The 17,954-nt window shown below is 52.8% G+C and carries 21 protein-coding genes and 3 tRNA genes; 11 read left to right on the forward strand and 13 right to left on the reverse strand.

The window, feature by feature from the left end; translation table 11 throughout:
• Window positions 1-133: 133 nt before the first annotated feature.
• The 5 genes from ABOC97_RS00330 (at window position 134) to ABOC97_RS00350 (ending at window position 2,596) form a co-directional block, all read left to right on the forward strand.
• Window positions 134-340, forward strand: a complete 207-nt coding sequence (locus tag ABOC97_RS00330) for a glycogen synthesis protein GlgS (protein WP_349592656.1) — start codon at window positions 134-136, stop codon at window positions 338-340.
• 228 nt (window positions 341-568) lie between these two features.
• Window positions 569-1,210, forward strand: a complete 642-nt coding sequence (locus ABOC97_RS00335) for a carboxymuconolactone decarboxylase family protein (protein ID WP_349592658.1) — start codon at window positions 569-571, stop codon at window positions 1,208-1,210.
• A gap of 20 nt (window positions 1,211-1,230) precedes the next feature.
• On the forward strand, window positions 1,231-1,638 hold the full coding sequence (locus tag ABOC97_RS00340; RefSeq protein WP_349592661.1) for a cupin domain-containing protein: 408 nt from the start codon (window positions 1,231-1,233) through the stop codon (window positions 1,636-1,638).
• 142 nt (window positions 1,639-1,780) lie between these two features.
• Window positions 1,781-2,119, forward strand: coding sequence for a thiosulfate sulfurtransferase PspE (pspE, locus tag ABOC97_RS00345; RefSeq protein WP_349593509.1), 339 nt, complete (start codon window positions 1,781-1,783; stop codon window positions 2,117-2,119).
• 159 nt (window positions 2,120-2,278) lie between these two features.
• The gene (locus ABOC97_RS00350) at window positions 2,279-2,596 is read left to right on the forward strand and encodes a putative quinol monooxygenase (protein WP_349592664.1); all 318 of its coding nucleotides are present in this window, start codon (window positions 2,279-2,281) and stop codon (window positions 2,594-2,596) included.
• A 54-nt stretch (window positions 2,597-2,650) separates the two neighbouring features.
• On the opposite strand, the gene ABOC97_RS00355 is transcribed toward ABOC97_RS00350, so the two are convergent.
• The 3 genes from ABOC97_RS00355 to ABOC97_RS00365 form a co-directional block, all read right to left on the reverse strand.
• Window positions 2,651-2,727: transfer RNA gene (locus tag ABOC97_RS00355), tRNA-Val, on the reverse strand.
• A gap of 4 nt (window positions 2,728-2,731) precedes the next feature.
• A tRNA-Val gene (locus ABOC97_RS00360) sits at window positions 2,732-2,808 on the reverse strand.
• Window positions 2,809-2,812: 4 nt separating this feature from the next.
• Window positions 2,813-2,889, reverse strand: a tRNA-Val gene (locus tag ABOC97_RS00365).
• A gap of 280 nt (window positions 2,890-3,169) precedes the next feature.
• On the opposite strand from ABOC97_RS00365, the gene zinT reads away from it, so the two are divergent.
• Window positions 3,170-3,817 (forward strand): metal-binding protein ZinT, encoded by a 648-nt coding sequence (gene zinT, locus ABOC97_RS00370; protein ID WP_349592667.1) that lies wholly within the window; start codon window positions 3,170-3,172, stop codon window positions 3,815-3,817.
• Window positions 3,818-3,870: 53 nt separating this feature from the next.
• Here zinT and mdtK read toward each other — a convergent pair whose 3' ends face one another.
• On the reverse strand, window positions 3,871-5,244 hold the full coding sequence (gene mdtK / locus ABOC97_RS00375) for an MdtK family multidrug efflux MATE transporter (protein WP_349592669.1): 1,374 nt from the start codon (window positions 5,242-5,244) through the stop codon (window positions 3,871-3,873).
• A gap of 251 nt (window positions 5,245-5,495) precedes the next feature.
• Between mdtK and ABOC97_RS00380 the strand changes: the two genes are divergently transcribed.
• Window positions 5,496-6,137 (forward strand): riboflavin synthase subunit alpha, encoded by a 642-nt coding sequence (locus ABOC97_RS00380; protein ID WP_349592671.1) that lies wholly within the window; start codon window positions 5,496-5,498, stop codon window positions 6,135-6,137.
• 40 nt (window positions 6,138-6,177) lie between these two features.
• Here the strand turns inward: ABOC97_RS00380 and cfa are convergent, their stop codons facing one another.
• Both cfa and punC read right to left on the reverse strand, forming a co-directional pair.
• On the reverse strand, window positions 6,178-7,326 hold the full coding sequence (gene cfa / locus ABOC97_RS00385) for a cyclopropane fatty acyl phospholipid synthase (RefSeq protein ID WP_349592673.1): 1,149 nt from the start codon (window positions 7,324-7,326) through the stop codon (window positions 6,178-6,180).
• A gap of 296 nt (window positions 7,327-7,622) precedes the next feature.
• Window positions 7,623-8,816 carry a purine nucleoside transporter PunC gene (gene punC / locus ABOC97_RS00390; protein WP_349592675.1) on the reverse strand — a complete coding sequence of 398 codons (1,194 nt, stop codon included), beginning with the start codon at window positions 8,814-8,816 and terminating at the stop codon, window positions 7,623-7,625.
• A 111-nt stretch (window positions 8,817-8,927) separates the two neighbouring features.
• On the opposite strand from punC, the gene punR reads away from it, so the two are divergent.
• The gene (punR, locus tag ABOC97_RS00395; RefSeq protein WP_349592676.1) at window positions 8,928-9,839 is read left to right on the forward strand and encodes a DNA-binding transcriptional activator PunR; all 912 of its coding nucleotides are present in this window, start codon (window positions 8,928-8,930) and stop codon (window positions 9,837-9,839) included.
• A gap of 16 nt (window positions 9,840-9,855) precedes the next feature.
• On the opposite strand, the gene purR is transcribed toward punR, so the two are convergent.
• A complete protein-coding gene (purR, locus tag ABOC97_RS00400; protein WP_349592678.1) occupies window positions 9,856-10,881 on the reverse strand; it encodes an HTH-type transcriptional repressor PurR in 1,026 nt (341 codons plus the stop codon).
• 293 nt (window positions 10,882-11,174) lie between these two features.
• Here purR and cydH point away from each other — a divergent pair, with 293 nt between their 5' ends.
• Window positions 11,175-11,264, forward strand: a complete 90-nt coding sequence (cydH, locus tag ABOC97_RS00405) for a cytochrome bd-I oxidase subunit CydH (protein WP_349592685.1) — start codon at window positions 11,175-11,177, stop codon at window positions 11,262-11,264.
• Window positions 11,265-11,424: 160 nt separating this feature from the next.
• A complete protein-coding gene (locus ABOC97_RS00410; protein WP_234502877.1) occupies window positions 11,425-12,591 on the forward strand; it encodes an MFS transporter in 1,167 nt (388 codons plus the stop codon).
• A 66-nt stretch (window positions 12,592-12,657) separates the two neighbouring features.
• Here ABOC97_RS00410 and sodB read toward each other — a convergent pair whose 3' ends face one another.
• Both sodB and ABOC97_RS00420 read right to left on the reverse strand, forming a co-directional pair.
• A complete protein-coding gene (sodB, locus tag ABOC97_RS00415) occupies window positions 12,658-13,239 on the reverse strand; it encodes a superoxide dismutase [Fe] (protein ID WP_349592689.1) in 582 nt (193 codons plus the stop codon).
• 123 nt (window positions 13,240-13,362) lie between these two features.
• On the reverse strand, window positions 13,363-14,190 hold the full coding sequence (locus ABOC97_RS00420; RefSeq protein WP_349592692.1) for a C40 family peptidase: 828 nt from the start codon (window positions 14,188-14,190) through the stop codon (window positions 13,363-13,365).
• Window positions 14,191-14,530: 340 nt separating this feature from the next.
• Between ABOC97_RS00420 and ABOC97_RS00425 the strand changes: the two genes are divergently transcribed.
• Complete coding sequence (locus tag ABOC97_RS00425; RefSeq protein ID WP_052281541.1) at window positions 14,531-14,878, forward strand: Grx4 family monothiol glutaredoxin; 348 nt, start codon at window positions 14,531-14,533, stop codon at window positions 14,876-14,878.
• A gap of 92 nt (window positions 14,879-14,970) precedes the next feature.
• Here the strand turns inward: ABOC97_RS00425 and rnt are convergent, their stop codons facing one another.
• The 4 genes from rnt to ABOC97_RS00445 form a co-directional block, all read right to left on the reverse strand.
• The gene (rnt, locus tag ABOC97_RS00430) at window positions 14,971-15,615 is read right to left on the reverse strand and encodes a ribonuclease T (protein ID WP_234502880.1); all 645 of its coding nucleotides are present in this window, start codon (window positions 15,613-15,615) and stop codon (window positions 14,971-14,973) included.
• Between the two features lie 105 nt (window positions 15,616-15,720).
• Entirely contained in the window at window positions 15,721-16,128 is a 408-nt protein-coding gene (gloA, locus tag ABOC97_RS00435) for a lactoylglutathione lyase (RefSeq protein WP_052281539.1), read from the reverse strand.
• A 71-nt stretch (window positions 16,129-16,199) separates the two neighbouring features.
• Window positions 16,200-17,297, reverse strand: a complete 1,098-nt coding sequence (gene nemA, locus ABOC97_RS00440; protein ID WP_234502882.1) for an alkene reductase — start codon at window positions 17,295-17,297, stop codon at window positions 16,200-16,202.
• Window positions 17,298-17,353: 56 nt separating this feature from the next.
• Window positions 17,354-17,950, reverse strand: coding sequence for a TetR/AcrR family transcriptional regulator (locus ABOC97_RS00445; RefSeq protein ID WP_349592697.1), 597 nt, complete (start codon window positions 17,948-17,950; stop codon window positions 17,354-17,356).
• Window positions 17,951-17,954: the final 4 nt, after the last annotated feature.

Here is a 17,954-nt window from a genome sequence, read left to right on the forward strand (position 1 = left end):
TGGAGTTCCAAAAGTGTGATGTGGCGCGGCGAAAAAGCGCACATTGAGTACAAAAAACAGTCGATAACAAGCGAATACTGGAAACAGGAAAGCATATAACCTTGAAAACAAAACCAGTTCGGAGGGATATGCAATGCAGAAACAGACTCCACAGGAATTAGCCAATTTTGATTTTCTGGCTCGCAGCTTTGCGCGTATGCAGTCGTTGGGTCGACCTGTCGATATCCGTGCAGTCACGGGTAATATGAGCGAACAACAGGGTGCATGGTTCCGCGAGCGCTATGAACATTACCGAACGCAGGCTGTAAGGGCGAAAAAGCAAACGCTAGAAGTATGTTAATGATTAGCGGGCCGAGTGGCCCGTTTTCGTTATTCGCGGGCACAATCAGGTGCCCGTTTTCATTTTTGCGGAGCCACTTTGCACGCTGTAAAACGCCTCGGGATTAATGAAATTTCCTCATAGGTCAGTTCTTATTTCCCCGTCTAATCAATCATTCTTCTGCCCTCTATAATTCCCCTCATTCACCCGGCTTAGCGTATTGCACGCCACACTTCTGGAGACAACATCATGCAAAGTGCACTCACCGTACGTCAGCAGGCCATGATCCCTATCGCGGCGCTAACCGCGTGCGGTGAAATGGAAAAATTGACCGTAGCGCTTAACGAAGGACTCGATGTCGGGCTGCGCGTTAATGAAATCAAAGAAGTGCTGATCCAGCTTTACGCCTACTGCGGTTTTCCGCGCAGCCTGAATGGGTTGGGCTGTTTTATGACGGTGGTTAATGCGCGTAAAGCTGCAGGAATGAAGGATGAAGAGGGGGCGGTCGCGACACCGCCTCCTGCAGGCTGGGATAGCCTGGCAGCCGGTACGCAAACGCAAACGCAGTTAGTCGGGAAACCAGTCAGTGGCCTGCTATTCGAATTTGCGCCAGCGATTGATGTTTATCTGAAAGCACATCTGTTTGGCGATATTTTCCAGCGCGACGTGTTGGATTGGTCGGCCCGTGAACTCGCCACCCTATCGGCGTTGGCGGCAGTGCCCGGTGCGGAAAGTCAGCTCAAAAGTCATTTTGCAATTAGTCTGAATAACGGCATCACCCCTGAACAGTTTCAGGCCCTTGTCGCGGTACTGGCGGTGAAATGCTCCGCTGAAATGGCCGCAAATGCCAGGGCGGTGCTGGCGCAATTCCTCAGTGAAATTTCCCTATAATCAGAGACCACGGAGCAGCAATGAACGAGATATTTGATGGTAATAGCAGTTTCCCACGCGGTGAGAAAAATGAAGCCTATGCGAAGTATTTCACCGGTACCAGCTATCTGACCATGCTATCGCGTGAAGGCGTCACCATTGGCAACGTGGCGTTTGAGCCGGGTTGTCGCAACTTCTGGCATATTCATCATAAAGGCGGGCAGATTCTGCTGGTAACCGGTGGCCGTGGCTGGTATCAGGCATGGGGCGAGCCGGCGCGCGAGCTGAAAGCCGGTGATGTGGTGAACATTCCGGCGGGAACCAAACATTGGCACGGCGCGGCGCACGATAGCTGGTTTGCACACATTGCGGTAGAGGTTCCGGCACAAGGGGCGTCGAACGAGTGGCTTGAAGCCGTCAGTGACGAAGAGTACAACCTGTTACCCTAACAGCGTCAAAACAGAAGACCAGCAGGTACTATGCCAATAGTATTCTCCGCTTTTGACATTGCGCTTTTGTGTTACACATCGCCAAAACCTCAATAAAACCATGGTTATAATGCAGGCTCTACAACCAATGGAGAGGAAAATGATGCGCGTACAGGTTCGATTACTGAAAAACGCTATGCTTGCTAGCGCTATGCTGATGGCATCTACGACCGTGTGGGCCGCGGAGCACTGGATTGATGTTCGTACCCCGGATCAGTACCAGCAAACTCACGTGCAGGGCGCGGTGAACATCCCACTCAAGCAACTTGAGCAGCGTATTGGCGAAGTGACCCAGGATAAAAATGATACGCTGTATCTGTACTGCAATACCGGCAATCAGTCAGGCAAGGCCGAAACGCTGTTGCAGAAGATGGGCTACAAAAATGCGGTAAACGAAGGCGGACTGAAGGACGTTGAGAAGAAAACAACGTTAGTAAAATAAACCTTCGCCGTGCGTAATCAGTCAATTCATTTACAACAGAACCCCGGACTCCGCAGAAGAGTAGTGGCGGTTGGCGTAAAGGCCTGCTCGCTGCTAGCCTGAATCATTCAGGCTCTGGGGTTTTGTCTCAGGGCATCCTCGATACAGCAAGGATTTCCAATGAGTGAAGTTAAGATTGTTGCCACGCTGACCCCTTTTCCTGAACATATCGACACTATCCGCAAAGCAGCGCAAGCCATGGTGCCGTTAACGCATCAGGAAGCCGGGTGCCTGCAATACTGTTTGCATGAGAGCCGGGCAATTCCCGATGTTCGCGAACTGGCAAATGAGGGTGCGGTGTCTTTTGTTTTTATTGAGCGCTGGAAATCGGAGCAGGATTTGGTGAAGCACGTCGCGATGTCATATCACGATGATTTTCTGGAAACGCTGGATGGAAAACTGGAAAGTATCAGCGTTCAACGCTTGACCGAGCTATAAAAAATAGGGGATTTAAGCAGGACTGGAAGATAATGCACCATATCAGATAAGATATGGTGCGTCCGAGTGGACTCGAACCACCGACCCCCACCATGTCAAGGTGGTGCTCTAACCAACTGAGCTACGGACGCATAATGGTGCGTTTAATTGGACTCGAACCAACGACCCCCACCATGTCAAGGTGGTGCTCTAACCAACTGAGCTATAAACGCATAATGGTGCGTTCGATTGGACTCGAACCAACGACCCCCACCATGTCAAGGTGGTGCTCTAACCAACTGAGCTACGAACGCATTGTTGCTTGCGGCAACGGGGACGAATATTAGCGGCAGTCACCGGTTGTGGCAAGCGGAAAATGTTTGATTTCACACGACTGGAGAACTTTTGCCCATCTCTGGCGTATTTTCCCGCCATGTCGGCGATTCCATTGATCTCTCTCGATTTTAGCCATGTTCTTTTTCACGGTTACGCTCGTCAATCGGTGCGGAATACATTTCGATGTCTATTGTTGCAGTATGAAATGTTATGTTATAACATTTTGCGCTTAATGCATCGGATAAGGATAAAACGCGGGTGAAACATTCAGGTAAATTTGCGCTGGCGGTTACGGCGCTGTTGATTGGCGGCCAGGCACTGGCGCATGGACATCACGACCACGGTAAGCCGTTAACGGCCGTGGAACAAAAGGCGGCAGAGGGCATTTTTAATCTCAATGATGTGAAAGACCGTCCGCTTACCGACTGGGAAGGGATATGGGAATCGGTGAATGGCTATTTGTTATCCGGGGACTTAGACCCGGTTTTCCGCCAAAAGGCTGAAAAACAGCAGGGTAAAACTTTCGCGGAAATTAAAGAGTACTACCGCAAGGGCTATGCAACCGACGTTAACATGATCGGCATCGAAAACGGTGTGATGGAGTTTCACGTCGGCGATAAGGTGAGCAGCTGCCAGTATCATTATGCCGGGCACAAAGTATTGACCTACGCATCCGGAAAGCAGGGTGTTCGCTACCTGTTTGAGTGTCAGCAGGCCAATACCGGGGCCCCGAAATACGTGCAGTTTAGCGACCATATCATTGCGCCGCGTAAATCCGCACATTTCCACATTTTTATGGGTAATCAGTCGCAGGAAGCATTGCTGGCGGAGATGGACAACTGGCCGACGTATTACCCGTACCAGTTGACCCGGCAGCAGGTCGTTGATGAGATGCTGCATCACTAAGATGTTGTCGCATAAGCCCGGTGTGCGATGTCTCACCGGGCTTACCGGGTATTTTAGCGCGCCGCGCGCTGGAGAATAACCGTCGCAGGCTGACGTTGCAGGAAACGCATACGCAACATCATTAATACTGCCGCCGACGTCAGGCCGATAATAAAGCCCCACCAGAACCCAGCCGGGCCCATTCTTTCGACGACCAGATCGGTCAGCGCCAGTACGTAACCGCACGGCAACCCGAGAACCCAGTATGCGATAAAGGTAATAAAGAAGATCGAACGAGTATCTTTATACCCACGCAGAATGCCGCTGCCGATAACCTGCACGGAGTCGGAAATCTGATACAGCGCCGCCAGCAGCATCAGTTGAGCGGCCAGCGTCACAACCTCAGGATTATCGTTATACAGCAGGGCAATGTGTGTCCGCATCACGGTGGTGAAAATGGCCGTGCACATTGCCATGCAAATCCCCACGCCCAGACCGGTCCGGGCGGAAACCTGTGCATCCGGCGTGGAGCCTTGCCCAAGTCGGTAGCCGACACGGATGGTGACGGCGGCGGCAAGCGACATTGGCAGAACGAACATCAGCGAGCTGAAGTTCAGCGCAATCTGGTGACCCGCGACGTCGACGATCCCCAGTGGCGATACCAGCAGGGCGACCACGGCGAACAGCGTGACTTCGAAGAACAGCGCCAGCGCAATCGGCAGACCCAGGGTGGTCAGACGCTTGAGAATGACTGGATCCGGGCGGGCAAAACGTTCTTTATTACGGATGTCACGCATTGAGCCCGCGTGGCGAACGTAATAGAACATGCTGAAGAACATCACCCAGTATACCGAGGCCGTGGCCACGCCGCAGCCCACGCCGCCGAGTTCCGGCATGCCAAAATGGCCGTAAATAAAGATGTAGTTCACCGGGATATTGACCAGCAGGCCAATAAAGCCCATCACCATGCCTGGCTTGGTTTTTGCCAACCCTTCGCACTGGTTACGCGCCACCTGGAAACAGAGATAGCCCGGCGCACCCCACAGCAGCGCACGCAGGTAGCCTACGGCTTTGTCCGCCAGAGCCGGGTCAATGTTATGCATCGAGCGAATAATGTAGCCCGCATTCCACAGCACCACCATGATCAGCACTGAGACAAATCCCGCCAGCCAGAAACCTTGACGCACCTGTTGTGCGATACGGTCGCGACGACCTGAGCCATTAAGCTGAGCGATAACTGGCGTCATGGCCAGCAGTAAACCGTGGCCAAAGAGGATGGCCGGCAGCCAGATAGAGGTACCGATCGCTACCGCAGCCATGTCGGTAGCACTGTAGCCACCTGCCATAACGGTATCGACGAATCCCATTGCCGTTTGGGCAACCTGCGCAAGGATTACCGGGATAGCCAGAGATAATAACTGACGCGCTTCGACAAAGTACTTCTGCACGTTAACACCTGTATTGTTGTTATTTATTCTCGCCGTACAGCGGCTACGGGAGACAGAAAAGCCGCCTTAACCGGCAGCAAGAAGAATAAATAGAGGAATTGCTCCAATATTGTAGCGAGGATTTGCTATTAATCTAGTCAAAAAATGAGTGGCGGGGTGCGGAAGGTAGCAACCTGTATTATCTGCTGCTATTGTGCGTAGCAGATGAATCGGTAGACGTACCGAAATGATGATTAACAGGAGTTAACTGTATGTTCACTGGTATTGTGCAGGGCACGGCAAAAATCGTGTCCATTGATGAAAAACCAAACTTCCGCACACACGTGGTCGCGCTGCCTGAGCACATGCTGGCGGGGCTGGAAACGGGCGCATCGGTGGCCCATAACGGCTGTTGTTTGACGGTGACAGAGATTAACGGCGACCAGATAAGCTTCGACCTGATGAAAGAGACGCTGCGGATCACCAACCTGGGTGATGTTAAAGAAGGCGACCTGGTCAACGTTGAACGCGCAGCGAAATTTAGCGATGAAATTGGCGGCCATTTGATGTCCGGCCATATTATGACCACCGCTGAAGTTGCGAAGATTCTTACCTCTGAAAACAATAGGCAGATCTGGTTTAAAATTCAGGACCCGGCGCTGATGAAGTATGTCCTGTATAAGGGCTTTATTGGCATTGATGGCATCAGCCTGACGGTCGGCGAAGTCACGGCAACCCGTTTCTGTGTTCACCTGATTCCGGAAACGCTGGAGCGTACGACGCTGGGCAAAAAGCGTCTGGGCGATCGCGTCAACATTGAAATTGACCCGCAAACGCAGGCGGTTGTTGATACCGTTGAACGCGTGATGGCGGCAAAAGAAGCGGCACTGCAGGCAGCGTCGGAAGAGAAGTAATAAGAAAACGCCTGCGCCAGAACGGTGCAGGCGAGAACCCCTAGCGGGCGACCCGCAGACCCTGCTCAACTCCACGTGAGAACATCACCTGCCACAGCTGGATATCCCGGGCACGGAAAGCGCCCGCACAGGCGTTAAGATAATAGCCAAACATCCGTTTGAACCGTTCAGAATAGTTGTCGGCGATTTCAGGCCAACTGGCAACAAAACGTTCATACCAGGCCATCAGTGTCGTATCGTAGTCAGCGCCAAAGTTGTGCCAGTCTTCCATCACAAAGTGGGGCTCGCTGGCGTGCGCAATCTGGCGTACTGAGGGTAAACAACCATTCGGGAAGATGTATTTGTTAATCCAGGGGTCGACGTTGTTGTCGGTTTTTTTCGAACCAATGGTGTGTAGTAAAAACAGTCCGTCGGGTTTTAAATTGCGGTCGACGACGGAAAAATAAGTGTCATAGTTTTTCGGTCCCACGTGCTCAAACATCCCGACAGAGACAATGCGGTCAAACTGTGCGTCAAGGTCGCGGTAATCCTGTAGCAGAATCTCCACATCCAGCTTTTCACAGCGCGCTTGCGCAAGTTTCTGCTGCTCGGCGGAAATGGTAACGCCGGTCACGCTGACGTGATAGTTCTTTGCCATATACGCCGCCAGCCCACCCCAGCCGCAGCCAATATCCAGCACCTGCATACCGGGTTGCAGCTGCAGTTTCTGGCAAATCAATTCCAGTTTAGCCTGTTGCGCTTCTTCCAGCGTTTGCGCATCTTTCCAGTAACCGCAGGAGTATTGCATATAAGGGTCAAGCATACGGGTGAACAGATCGTTGCCGAGATCGTAGTGTTCTTTCCCGACCTGCCAGGCGCGTTTTCGGCTTTGCAAATTGAATAAGCGTGCGCCCGCAATGCGGAGCGTATCTTTAAAGTGATGGGGGAGTTGGTTTTCTAATCCTGCACGCAGCACCTGGTCGAAAAAGAGATCCAGACGGTCGCATTCCCACCAACCATCCATATAACTTTCGCCAAGGCCGAGTGAACCTTCTTGCAATACTCGTTTAAAAAACTGTGGATTTTTGACCTGTATATCGCAGGGTGCATTGCCGTTGATTTCAATGTCAGCTCGGCTCAGCAGCTCGCTAACGATACGATACCAGTCATCATCCGGTACGTTTACTTCTTCTATACACGATGAGCTCATAGCTTCTCCATCCCGACCTGATGATCAGAACCTTAAAACAGCGTAGACGCTTTTTTCTGGTTGTGAGAAATGTCACGAAAAATTCGTGAGCCTGCTATCCGACGTAGCATAAGGAAAGGGAAGAACCCCTTGCCGAAAGCCTGTCCATGGTTTAACGGGTGGCATCCTGCCGCCGCTCAATAAGTCCAATGTATATTAATTATGTGATGCCGATCCAGTATAGGACGCTAAGTTAGTTGATTCAATAAAAAACTTAGCGTCCTAACTATGCCTTATGGCATTGATATGCGTGATGATTACGCGTGGGAAGTGGAGTGTTTAGTCGAGCATTCTTCACGACGAGCTGCGCGTTGCATAACGTAACCCATACCTGCTAGTAGCACGGTGGCCAGCATTACGCAGGTGGTGGTCAGCAGCGGGGTGGCTATCAGCGTGGAAACCGCAAGGCTTGCCAGGAAGCACAGACCCAGCTGCAGCGTATTTTGTAACGCCGCGGCACGGCCGGTGGCCTGTGGGAAAGGCTTCAGTGCCTGAGCAACAACGATCGGATAGATAGCGCCGTTGGCGATAGCCATCACGCAGAATGGAATCAGCAATGCGGTCAGAGAGACGTTTTCTACCAGACCAGCGGCCCAGGTTGCTATCACGCTAACACCGAAAAGTACCAGCAACCATGGCAGAAGCTGCGAACCTTGCCATTTTTGTAGCGCTGCGCGACAGCCGTAGCCGCCCACCAGGAAGGCGATGGTCTGCGGTACGTAGCTCAGGCCAATCACGGTTGGGCTATAGCCCATTTCATGCAGGATAAACGGTGAGCCGGTGAGCCACGCAAAGAAGCTGGCGGAACAGGCCGCATAAATCAGTACGTTGCCGCGATAGTCTTTGCTGCGCAGCAGGCGCATAAAGGTTAATTTCTCTTCGCTGGTGGCATTCTTTTTGTGCGCAGGTTTCAGGCGCAGCGCTGGCAGCATCAGCACCAAGGTGATGATGAACAGGGTGGCAAAGATAGCCTGCCAGTCAAAGTGCGCCAACAGCCAGCTGCCAAGCAGCGGGGCTAACGCAGGGGAAAGCCCAACCAGCGGCATGATGGTGGCAAAAATTCGATTGGTACGATGCGCTGGATAGTAGTCAGTGACCATCGCCTGCCAGGTGACAGCTGCGGCACAGACGCCGACCGCTTGCACAAAGCGCAGCACCAGCAGTGTGGTGCCATCGCGTACCCACAGCATCCCCAGACAACCAATGGCGAAAATGGTTAAACCCGCCAACAGAATAGGTTTACGGCCATAGCGGTCAGACAGTGGCCCCCACAGCAGTTGCGCTATCGCGAAACCCGCGAGGAACAGACTCAGGCTGGCACTCACTGCGGATGCCGGCGTTTGCAGGTCTTCCTGAATGGCCGCGAAGGCTGGCAGGTACATATCGGTCGCCAAAAAGCCCAGCACGCTGAGTCCCGCGAGCCAGACTAAAAATCCTTTCCCAGGTTGCATAAATCGCCCTTTTTATCGTTAGTAAATAGTCCGGCAGAGTGTAGAGAGTGCAATAGCGGTTGTGAAACGCTAATATTTGAGTCATGGGTTCAAATTTTTTGCAGGCAAAAAATGTGGTCTGAATATTCTCTGGAAGTGGTTGATGCGGTAGCCCGTAATGGTAGTTTTAGCGCGGCAGCGCAGGAGCTGCACCGGGTGCCTTCAGCGGTTAGCTATACGGTGCGTCAGCTTGAAGAGTGGCTGGCGGTCCCGCTGTTTGAACGACGCCATCGGGATGTTGAATTAACGCCCGCGGGAGCATGGTTTTTAAAGGAAGGGCGCTCTGTCATCAAAAAAATGCAGATCACGCGCCAGCAATGCCAGCAGATTGCTAACGGCTGGCGCGGGCAGTTAGCCATTGCCGTCGATAATATCGTTAAACCGGAACGTACCCGCCAGCTGATTGTCGATTTTTACCGTCATTTTAACGATGTTGAACTGATTGTTTTTCAGGAAGTGTTCAACGGCGTGTGGGACGCCCTGGCTGATGGACGCGTGGAATTAGCGATTGGCGCCACCCAGGCCATTCCGGTCGGTGGGCGCTTTGCTTTTCGCGATATGGGCATGCTGAACTGGCACTGCGTGGTGGCGAGCTCCCATCCTCTGGCGAAGATGGAAGGCCCGCTTAGCGATGAAGTGTTGCGCAACTGGCCATCGCTGGTGCGCGAAGATACCTCGCGTTCATTACCCAAACGTACGACCTGGCTGCTGGATAACCAAAAGAGGGTGGTAGTACCGGACTGGGAATCCTCGGAAACCTGCATTTCAGCAGGGCTGTGTGCCGCAATGGTCCCCGGACATCGGGCGCAGCCGTGGCTGGATAGCGGGGAGTGGGTGGCGTTGACGCTGGAAAATCCCTTCCCGGATGCGGCTTGCTGTGTGACCTGGCAGCAAAGCGAAGCTTCGCCAGCATTAAATTGGCTGCTGGAGTATCTGGGGGACAGTGAGACGTTAAACGAGGAGTGGTTGCGGACGCCCGTGTAAGGCGTCCGTTGGAAAATTAACGGCGGTAGTCGCGGTACGGGCCGTCGGCCACGGAGCGACGCTCGATAAGGCGTGGATGCACCTCAATCGACTGCGACTCTTCGCGCTTGCTGACGATACGGTCCATCAGCATATTGAAGGCCGTTTCACCGAGCGAATCTTTTGGCTGGTGAATGGTGGTCAGCGCCGGCGTAAAGAAGCGGGAGTTGCGCACGTTATCGTAACCGATGAGTGAAATATCCTGCGGCACGCGCAGCCCCATCTCATCGGCGGCGCAGAGCGCACCCATCGCCATCACATCACCGCCGCAGAAGATGGCGGTAGGGCGCGGGTGCTGAGACAGAATCTGCTGCATCGCGCGATAGCCTGACTCGGGCTCAAAGTCGCCCTGAACAATCCAGCTAGCCGGGACGTTGATCAGCGCTTCTTCCATTGCCTTCATGAAGCCCGCCAGACGACCTGCGCCGGTGTTACGCTCCAGTGGGCCAGGGATCACGCCAATATCGCGATGGCCGCGCTCGATGAGGTAACGACCAGCCATATAGCCGCCTTCAAAGGCGTTATCGATAACCGAATCGGTAAAATCAGCTTTAGCTTCACCCCAGTCCATCACCACCATAGGAATGTGACGATACTCTTCGAGCATAGTCAGCAGGGGTTCTGGATACTCAGAGCACATGACCAGCAGGCCATCGACGCGTTTTTGCGCCATCATCGACAGATAAGCGCGCTGCTTTTCTAGATTGTTCCACGCGTTGCCGAGAATCAGGGTATAGCCTTTCTCAAAGCAGTTTTTCTCAACGGCTTCGATAATTTCGGCAAAGTAGGCGGCCTCGCTGCTGGTGGCCAGCAAACCAATCGATTTGGTGTGATTGACCTTCAAGCTACGGGCAACGGCGCTCGGTGAGTAATGCAGCTCTTTGATAGCCGCCCACACGGCTTCGCGCGTATCTTCAGCGACAAAACGCGTTTTGTTAATTACATGTGATACGGTTGTAGTGGAAACGTTTGCGCGCTTCGCTACATCTTTAATTGTTGCCATTCCATCTCACTCCAGACCCTGGCCTGCCCCTGATAAAATCGAAAGGAAAACGTTTGCCTTCACACACCCTGGCACAATCTTAGTGATTGTGATTCGCCGGGAAACGATACAGGACGACAGGAGGGGGTCAATGGCCGGTACGCTCATAAATAAGCGTCGAATTTTGACTTATCCTGGCGCAAAGTGGAAGAGCAAAAACAAACATCCTGCTAAATCTGTGAAGATTTTTACGATTAACTGTGCAAAAATGATTAAACGCAGTTTTACTGTGGTAATCAAAAGGAGAAAAATTGATGAGTACCGATCTTAAACTGTCTCTCTGTACGACCGTTATTGCGCTGGCTCTGATCGTCGCTGCAGGTTTTACCGCTATTTTGCATTAATTCCCCAGTGAGGGGGCATCCGCTCCCTCACGACTGATTGTTACTCATTTCGCAATAATCTTTTGCAGTTTTGTACACTTCTGTTTTTCTGTGATTGATGTCATGCTTTTGCACTATGTTGCCAGGCCGCGTCCAGACTGCGGCTAAACGGAGTCATTGCATGAAAATTAACTTTCCCTTACTAGCGTTAGCTATCGGGGCATTTGGTATTGGTACCACAGAGTTCTCACCGATGGGGCTGCTGCCCGTTATTGCGAAAGGCGTTGACGTCTCCATACCGGCGGCCGGAATGCTGATCAGCGCCTATGCGGTAGGGGTTATGGTCGGTGCGCCGCTGATGACGCTGCTGTTGTCCCATCGCGGCCGTCGTAACGCTCTGATCTTCCTGATGGCCATTTTTACGCTGGGCAACGTGCTGTCGGCTATTTCGCCGGACTATACCACCCTGATGCTGTCGCGCATTATTACCAGTCTCAACCACGGAGCGTTCTTCGGTCTGGGATCGGTTGTAGCGGCAAGCGTAGTGCCAAAACACAAGCAGGCCAGCGCGGTCGCCACCATGTTTATGGGGCTGACGATTGCCAATATTGGCGGCGTTCCTGCGGCAACCTGGCTTGGTGAAACAATTGGCTGGCGAATGTCGTTCCTGGCTACAGCGGGTCTTGGGGTGATTGCAATCGCGAGCCTGTGGCTGTCTCTGCCGAAAGGCGGGGCGGGGGAAAAGCCGGATGTTAAACGTGAACTGTCGGTTCTGGTTCGCCCACAGGTGCTTTCCGCACTGCTTACCACCGTGCTGGGTGCGGGGGCGATGTTCACCCTCTATACCTATATCTCACCGGTTCTGCACAGCATTACGCATGCGACTTCTGGTTTTATTACCCTGATGCTGGTGTTAATTGGCGTCGGCTTCTCAATTGGTAACTATTTGGGCGGCAAGTTCGCTGACCGCTCGGTGAGTGGGACGCTGAAAGGTTTCCTGCTGCTGTTGATGGTGATTATGCTGGCGATCCCATTCCTTGCGCAAACGCAGATAGGGGCCGCCGTCAGCATGGTGGTGTGGGGCGCGGCAACCTTTGCGGTGGTGCCTCCGCTACAGATGCGGGTGATGCGCGTGGCGCATGAAGCTCCGGGGCTATCGTCATCGGTGAATATTGGCGCGTTCAACCTGGGCAATGCGCTGGGTGCGGTAGCCGGTGGTGCGGTGATTTCCGGTGGTCTGGGTTACAGCTTTGTACCGGTGATGGGCGCGATTGTCGCCGGCCTGGCGCTGCTGGTGGTCTTCTTCAGTAGCCGCAGCCGAGGCGAAGAGGCGGTTGTTAGCCAGTAATTAAAGAAAAAGCAGAAGGTTAACCTTCTGCTTTTTTTATCACCGGATGACGCAGATGATCGTGGCTTATGCCGCCAGATTGTCAGCAACAAATTTCCAGTTCACCAGAGCCCAGAAGTGCTCCAGATAGTTTGGACGCGCGTTGCGGTAGTCGATGTAGTAAGCATGTTCCCATACATCAACGGTCAGCAGAGGCTTAGCGTCAGTCGTCAGCGGAGTGCCCGCGTTAGAGGTTGACACGATAGCCAGAGAGCCGTCTGCTTTCTTCACAAGCCAGGTCCAGCCCGCGCCGAAGTTTTTCACCGCTGCGTCGGTAAACTGGGCTTTGAACTCCGCGAAGCTACCGAAAGATTTAGCGATGGCTTCAGCCACGGCGCCAGTTGGTTCGCCACCGGCGTTTGGCGCCAGGCAGTTCCAGTAGAAGGTGTGGTTCCAAACCTGAGCCGCGTTGTTGAACACGCCGCCTTCAGAGGTGCGCACGATATCTTCCAGCGTTTTGCCTTCAAATGCGGTGCCTTTGACCAGGTTGTTCAGGTTAGTGACGTAAGTCTGGTGGTGTTTACCATAATGATACTCCAGCGTTTCCACGGAGATATGTGGAACCAGAGCGTCCTTGGCATACGGTAATGCAGGTAATTCGAACGACATTGCTACTCTCCTTATTATAGTTTGTATACCCAATAACCTTGTATTGAGTGCGGATAGAGTAGCAAATTAAAAGGTGAGATAAAAGATAAGCTTACCCCGTTTATTAACAAACGGGGTAAGTGTTTAACGAATGGTCTTCGGGGTCACGACGCGGCGAGCGCCAACGTAGTGGCGTACCCAGTAATCTTCACTCAGAGAAGTGATTTGAATATCGCGACCGGTGCGTGGAGACTGAATGAACTTACCGTTGCCGACATACACGCCAACGTGATCGGCGGTGCCGCGACCACGGGTGCGGAAGAACACCAGATCGCCGCTTTCGAGTTCACCACGGTCAACCGGACGGGCGTCGCGCAGGTGATACATTTCGTTAGCGGTGCGAGGAATGCGAATATTCACCAAATCTTTATAAGCGTAATAAACCAAACCGCTGCAATCAAAGCCGGTACGCGGTGAGTTGCCGCCCCAACGGTATGGTTTACCGAGCTGTCCCATCAGTTTATTCATTGCCGTTTTCTGCGCTTTCTGTACGCGAACTTTGTGCGCCTGGGCAATGGTTGTCGGTTGGCTTTCAACTGGGCTGGTGGTGCAGGATTTTTTGTGGCCTTTGCGTGCTGGTTTGCAGGTGGTCACGATATTGGCGGTTTTAAGCGCGCTGCCTTTCTTGCTGGCTTTGGCGGTACGAGATGGGGTGGTTTTCCGGGTGGCAGAAGCTGTTTTTTTAGCGACTGCGGATGTTGGTTTCTTTTTAGCAACGGCAGCGGTGGTTTTTTTCTTCGCGTTAGATTTACTGTCCGTATTTTTTTTCTTACGTTCACTGCCTTTTACAGGAAGCGACTTCTGCGCCGTCGGTGTTTTGGCATGCCCTGTAGCATGCGCCAACGGCGTGAAAGATAACGATGTAAACAGCAATGCACAGAGCGTGAACGACCATTTTTTTATCTGCGCCACTGAACAACCCTCTGAGTATGCAGGCTAAACATCCGTGCCTGAGTATGATTTTCAAAACCCAACGATTCTAATCCATAAAAACACGAAATGTTAATAGTGTTTTTATGTCTAAATCGTTGTTTCGTTAGCAACTGCAAAAAAAAACATCAATTGATACATATTGAGTTAAAAAATGAGCAGGATTTTCCGCTTGTTGCCGATAAAGACACATTTATAAAGCAACTTAACGCATCAGACGATAAAATAGTAAAGCGTGAACAAAATGTTATTTTCTGTTCAGGGTCTGAAACGCTACAATGGCAGACTACTGTCGTAAAAAGAAGTTTGAGGAAGCAAGATAATGAGCGAGACAATTGAAAAAATTCAGCGCCAGATCGCTGAAAACCCAATCCTGCTGTACATGAAAGGTTCCCCGAAACTGCCAAGCTGCGGTTTCTCCGCTCAGGCGGTTCAGGCACTGTCTGCCTGCGGCGAGCGCTTCGCTTATGTCGACATCCTGCAGAACCCGGATATCCGTGCTGAACTGCCAAAATATGCCAATTGGCCGACCTTCCCGCAGCTGTGGGTTGATGGCGAGCTGGTAGGCGGCTGTGACATCATCATTGAAATGTACCAGCGCGGTGAACTGCAGCCTCTGATCAAAGAGACTGCGGCGAAGTACAACACCGAAGAGCCAAAAGCAGAATAATCGCTGTCCCGGCTTCGCGTCACGATGCCGGGCGTGATATGCCTCCTGGCAGAAACAAAAAAGCGACCCGAAGGTCGCTTTTTTTACACCATTTATTCTTCGGCTATAGGCAGCGGCCAGCCGCCAAGGCGTTTCCAGCGGTTGACGATTTCGCAAAACAGAATCGCCGTCTGCTCGGTATCGTACAGCGCCGAGTGGGCCTGGGCACCATCAAAGTCCATCCCGGCTGCAGCGCAGGCTTTCGACAGCACGGTTTGCCCTAATGCCAGGCCGCTCAGCGCGGCGGTATCGAAAGTGACAAACGGGTGGAACGGGTTGCGTTTGAGCGATGCGCGCTCGGCGGCGGCCATCATAAAACTATGATCGAACGTGGCGTTGTGGGCCACCATGATGGCGCGATTGCAGTCGCTGTCTTTGATGCCTTTACGCACCATCTTGAAAATTGCATGCAGCGCATCGTATTCGCTGACCGCACCGCGCAACGGATTGTTCGGATCGATACCGTTAAACGCCAGTGCTTCCGGCTGCAGGTTGGCCCCTTCAAACGGCTCAACGTGGAAATGTAATGTCGTGTCCGGCATCAACCAGCCTTGCTCATCCATTTTCAACGTGATTGCTGCTATTTCGAGCAGTGCATCCGTTTTGGCATTGAATCCAGCGGTTTCAACATCAATAACCACGGGATAAAACCCACGAAAACGGTCGCATAGACCATTAAGCTGCGCATTGTCGGACATCTGAATCTCTTAACTTAGAAAAAGTAGCGCGCATTATGGCAAATTTTGCCGCGGCTTGGAAACGCGGGAGAAAAAAACGGGCGCCTGATGGCACCCGTGGGAGAGTTAGTTGCCGAGACCTTTACCGGCATCTTTCTCTTCGATGAGCTCGATTTTGTAGCCGTCAGGATCTTCAACGAAGGCGATAACCGTCGTGCCGCCTTTAACCGGGCCAGCTTCACGAGTGACGTTGCCACCGTTGTTACGGATGCGCTCACAGGCTTCTGCAGCATTGTCCACGCTCAGGGCGATATGACCATAGGCGGTGCCGAGGTCGTATTTATCCACGCCCCAGTTATAGGTCAGCTCGATAACCGCTTCGTCGCTCTCTTCACCGTAACCAACGAAGGCCAGAGAGTATTTGTATTCGGTATTTTCGCTGGTACGCAGCAGCTTCATGCCCAGCACGTTGGTGTAAAACTCGATGGAGCGTTGCAGGTCGCCAACGCGCAGCATGGTATGCAGTAAACGCATGATATCCCTCGTCCTAACTTATGAATAATGTCCTAGTATAGCGGCGGATGACCGCCGCTATCAATGAAGGATCACAGCGTAGGGTAGTCGGTATAACCTTCCGCACCGCCGCCGTAGAAGCTTTCTGGGTGCTGTGGGTTCAGCTCGGATTTGTGCTGCAGACGGGCAACCAGATCCGGGTTGGCGATATAAGCGCGGCCAAAGGCGACAGCATCAATTAAGCCTTTTTCGATCAGATCTTCGGCTTTTTCCGGCGTATAGGCACCCGCACCGATAATCGGTCCATGGAAACGGGCGCGGACTTTTGCACGGAATGCTTCGCTATACGGTTCGCCGCCAGCCCAGTCTGGCTCGGACATATGCAGGTAAGCAATACCGCGTTTGCCCAGTTCTTCAATCAGATACAGCGCATCGGCTTCTTCGTTCGGGCCGTTATCTACGTTCTGGAAGCTGCCAATTGGAGAAACGCGGATACCAATACGGTCGGCACCCCATTCCTTAATCCCGGCATCAACCACTTCCAGCACCAGACGCGCGCGATTTTCTACGCTGCCGCCGTACTGGTCGGTACGATGGTTAGAGGAAGGGGACAAGAACTGGTGTAGCAGGTAGCCGTGAGCAGAATGCAGCTCAACCAGATCAAAGCCAGCTTCGCGGGCATTGGCGATAGCCTGACGGAAATCGTTAACGATGCCCGGAATTTCGCTGGTTTCCAGCGCACGCGGCATAGAGGTATCAACGCGGATGGCATGACCGTTTTCATCGCGCAGGGATGTGCGGGTATTTGCGCTCAGTGCGGATGGCGCGACCGGCGCTTCACCGTTTGGCTGCAGGGTATTATGGGAAATACGCCCGGTGTGCCACAACTGTACGGCGATACGGCCGTTTTCAGCGTGTACGCCAGCGGTAATTTTCTTCCATGCGGCGATTTGTTCCGGACTGTGCAGACCCGGTGCACCCTGATAGCCTTTTGCCTGGGCAGAGACCTGGGTTGCTTCGGAGATGATGAGACCGGAGCTGGCGCGCTGGCGGTAGTATTCGCCCATCAGCGGAGTAGGAATATCACCCGGGACGATGCTACGTAGACGCGTCAGCGGGGCCATAAACACGCGGTTCGGGGCGGTAACCGCACCCACTTTCAATGGGGTAAACAGTTTTTCTTGCGACATGATGACTCCTGAGTAGACCGGTCGTCTAGTGGTATAATAAATAAAAACGCCGGTGATTAGTCCGGCGCGGAAATCAGATTCCTGACATGCGTCAGCGCGCTTTCGAGCGGGGCAGAGCTGCGAGCCATTTTGGCTTGCAAATTTGCACCGAGCCACAGTGAGTAAAGAACCTGCGCGGTGGCGTCGGCCTCACCGATAAACTTCAGGCAACCTTCACGGCGGCCATTTTCCAACGCTTGTGCCAGCAGAACCATAATCTGGTTGGCACCCTTATTCATTTCAGCGCGCATATCTTCGGAAAGATCGCACACTTCAGCCGAGAGCTTTACGGTTAGACACCCGCTAATCAATCCCTGCTGGCAAAACTGGGTGAGCGTGTGCTGGTAGTAATCCAGCAGGCGGTCGCGGTAGTTACCAGCACCTTGTGTAAAGTGCTGAACCAGACGCAGATGGTAATCGGCAAAGTGCCGTTCCAGCATCGCCACGCCAAACGCCTCTTTTGAACGGAAATAGTGATAGAACGATCCCTTCGGGACTTCCGCCGTTTTCAGCAGTTCGCTCAGACCCATTCCGGTAAAGCCCCGGTGCATGCAAAGACGCTCGCCGGTTGCCAGAATGTGTTCACGGGTATCATGTTCAATTGATTTGCTCATGGAA

Source organism: Kluyvera huaxiensis, from assembly GCF_040149365.1.
GTDB lineage: Bacteria > Pseudomonadota > Gammaproteobacteria > Enterobacterales > Enterobacteriaceae > Kluyvera > Kluyvera intermedia_A.

What these genes read in the sequence shown, in the direction of transcription:
- ABOC97_RS00330 (WP_349592656.1), top strand. Translation starts at nt 134, where the DNA reads ATGCAGAAACAGACTCCACAGGAATTAGCCAATTTTGATTTTCTGGCT.
- ABOC97_RS00335 (WP_349592658.1), top strand. Translation starts at nt 569, where the DNA reads ATGCAAAGTGCACTCACCGTACGTCAGCAGGCCATGATCCCTATCGCG.
- ABOC97_RS00340 (WP_349592661.1), top strand. Translation starts at nt 1,231, where the DNA reads ATGAACGAGATATTTGATGGTAATAGCAGTTTCCCACGCGGTGAGAAA.
- pspE (WP_349593509.1), top strand. Translation starts at nt 1,781, where the DNA reads ATGCGCGTACAGGTTCGATTACTGAAAAACGCTATGCTTGCTAGCGCT.
- ABOC97_RS00350 (WP_349592664.1), top strand. Translation starts at nt 2,279, where the DNA reads ATGAGTGAAGTTAAGATTGTTGCCACGCTGACCCCTTTTCCTGAACAT.
- ABOC97_RS00380 (WP_349592671.1), top strand. Translation starts at nt 5,496, where the DNA reads ATGTTCACTGGTATTGTGCAGGGCACGGCAAAAATCGTGTCCATTGAT.
- cfa (WP_349592673.1), bottom strand. Translation starts at nt 7,326, where the DNA reads ATGAGCTCATCGTGTATAGAAGAAGTAAACGTACCGGATGATGACTGG.
- punC (WP_349592675.1), bottom strand. Translation starts at nt 8,816, where the DNA reads ATGCAACCTGGGAAAGGATTTTTAGTCTGGCTCGCGGGACTCAGCGTG.
- punR (WP_349592676.1), top strand. Translation starts at nt 8,928, where the DNA reads ATGTGGTCTGAATATTCTCTGGAAGTGGTTGATGCGGTAGCCCGTAAT.
- purR (WP_349592678.1), bottom strand. Translation starts at nt 10,881, where the DNA reads ATGGCAACAATTAAAGATGTAGCGAAGCGCGCAAACGTTTCCACTACA.
- cydH (WP_349592685.1), top strand. Translation starts at nt 11,175, where the DNA reads ATGAGTACCGATCTTAAACTGTCTCTCTGTACGACCGTTATTGCGCTG.
- ABOC97_RS00410 (WP_234502877.1), top strand. Translation starts at nt 11,425, where the DNA reads ATGAAAATTAACTTTCCCTTACTAGCGTTAGCTATCGGGGCATTTGGT.
- sodB (WP_349592689.1), bottom strand. Translation starts at nt 13,239, where the DNA reads ATGTCGTTCGAATTACCTGCATTACCGTATGCCAAGGACGCTCTGGTT.
- ABOC97_RS00425 (WP_052281541.1), top strand. Translation starts at nt 14,531, where the DNA reads ATGAGCGAGACAATTGAAAAAATTCAGCGCCAGATCGCTGAAAACCCA.
- rnt (WP_234502880.1), bottom strand. Translation starts at nt 15,615, where the DNA reads ATGTCCGACAATGCGCAGCTTAATGGTCTATGCGACCGTTTTCGTGGG.
- gloA (WP_052281539.1), bottom strand. Translation starts at nt 16,128, where the DNA reads ATGCGTTTACTGCATACCATGCTGCGCGTTGGCGACCTGCAACGCTCC.
- nemA (WP_234502882.1), bottom strand. Translation starts at nt 17,297, where the DNA reads ATGTCGCAAGAAAAACTGTTTACCCCATTGAAAGTGGGTGCGGTTACC.
- ABOC97_RS00445 (WP_349592697.1), bottom strand. Translation starts at nt 17,950, where the DNA reads ATGAGCAAATCAATTGAACATGATACCCGTGAACACATTCTGGCAACC.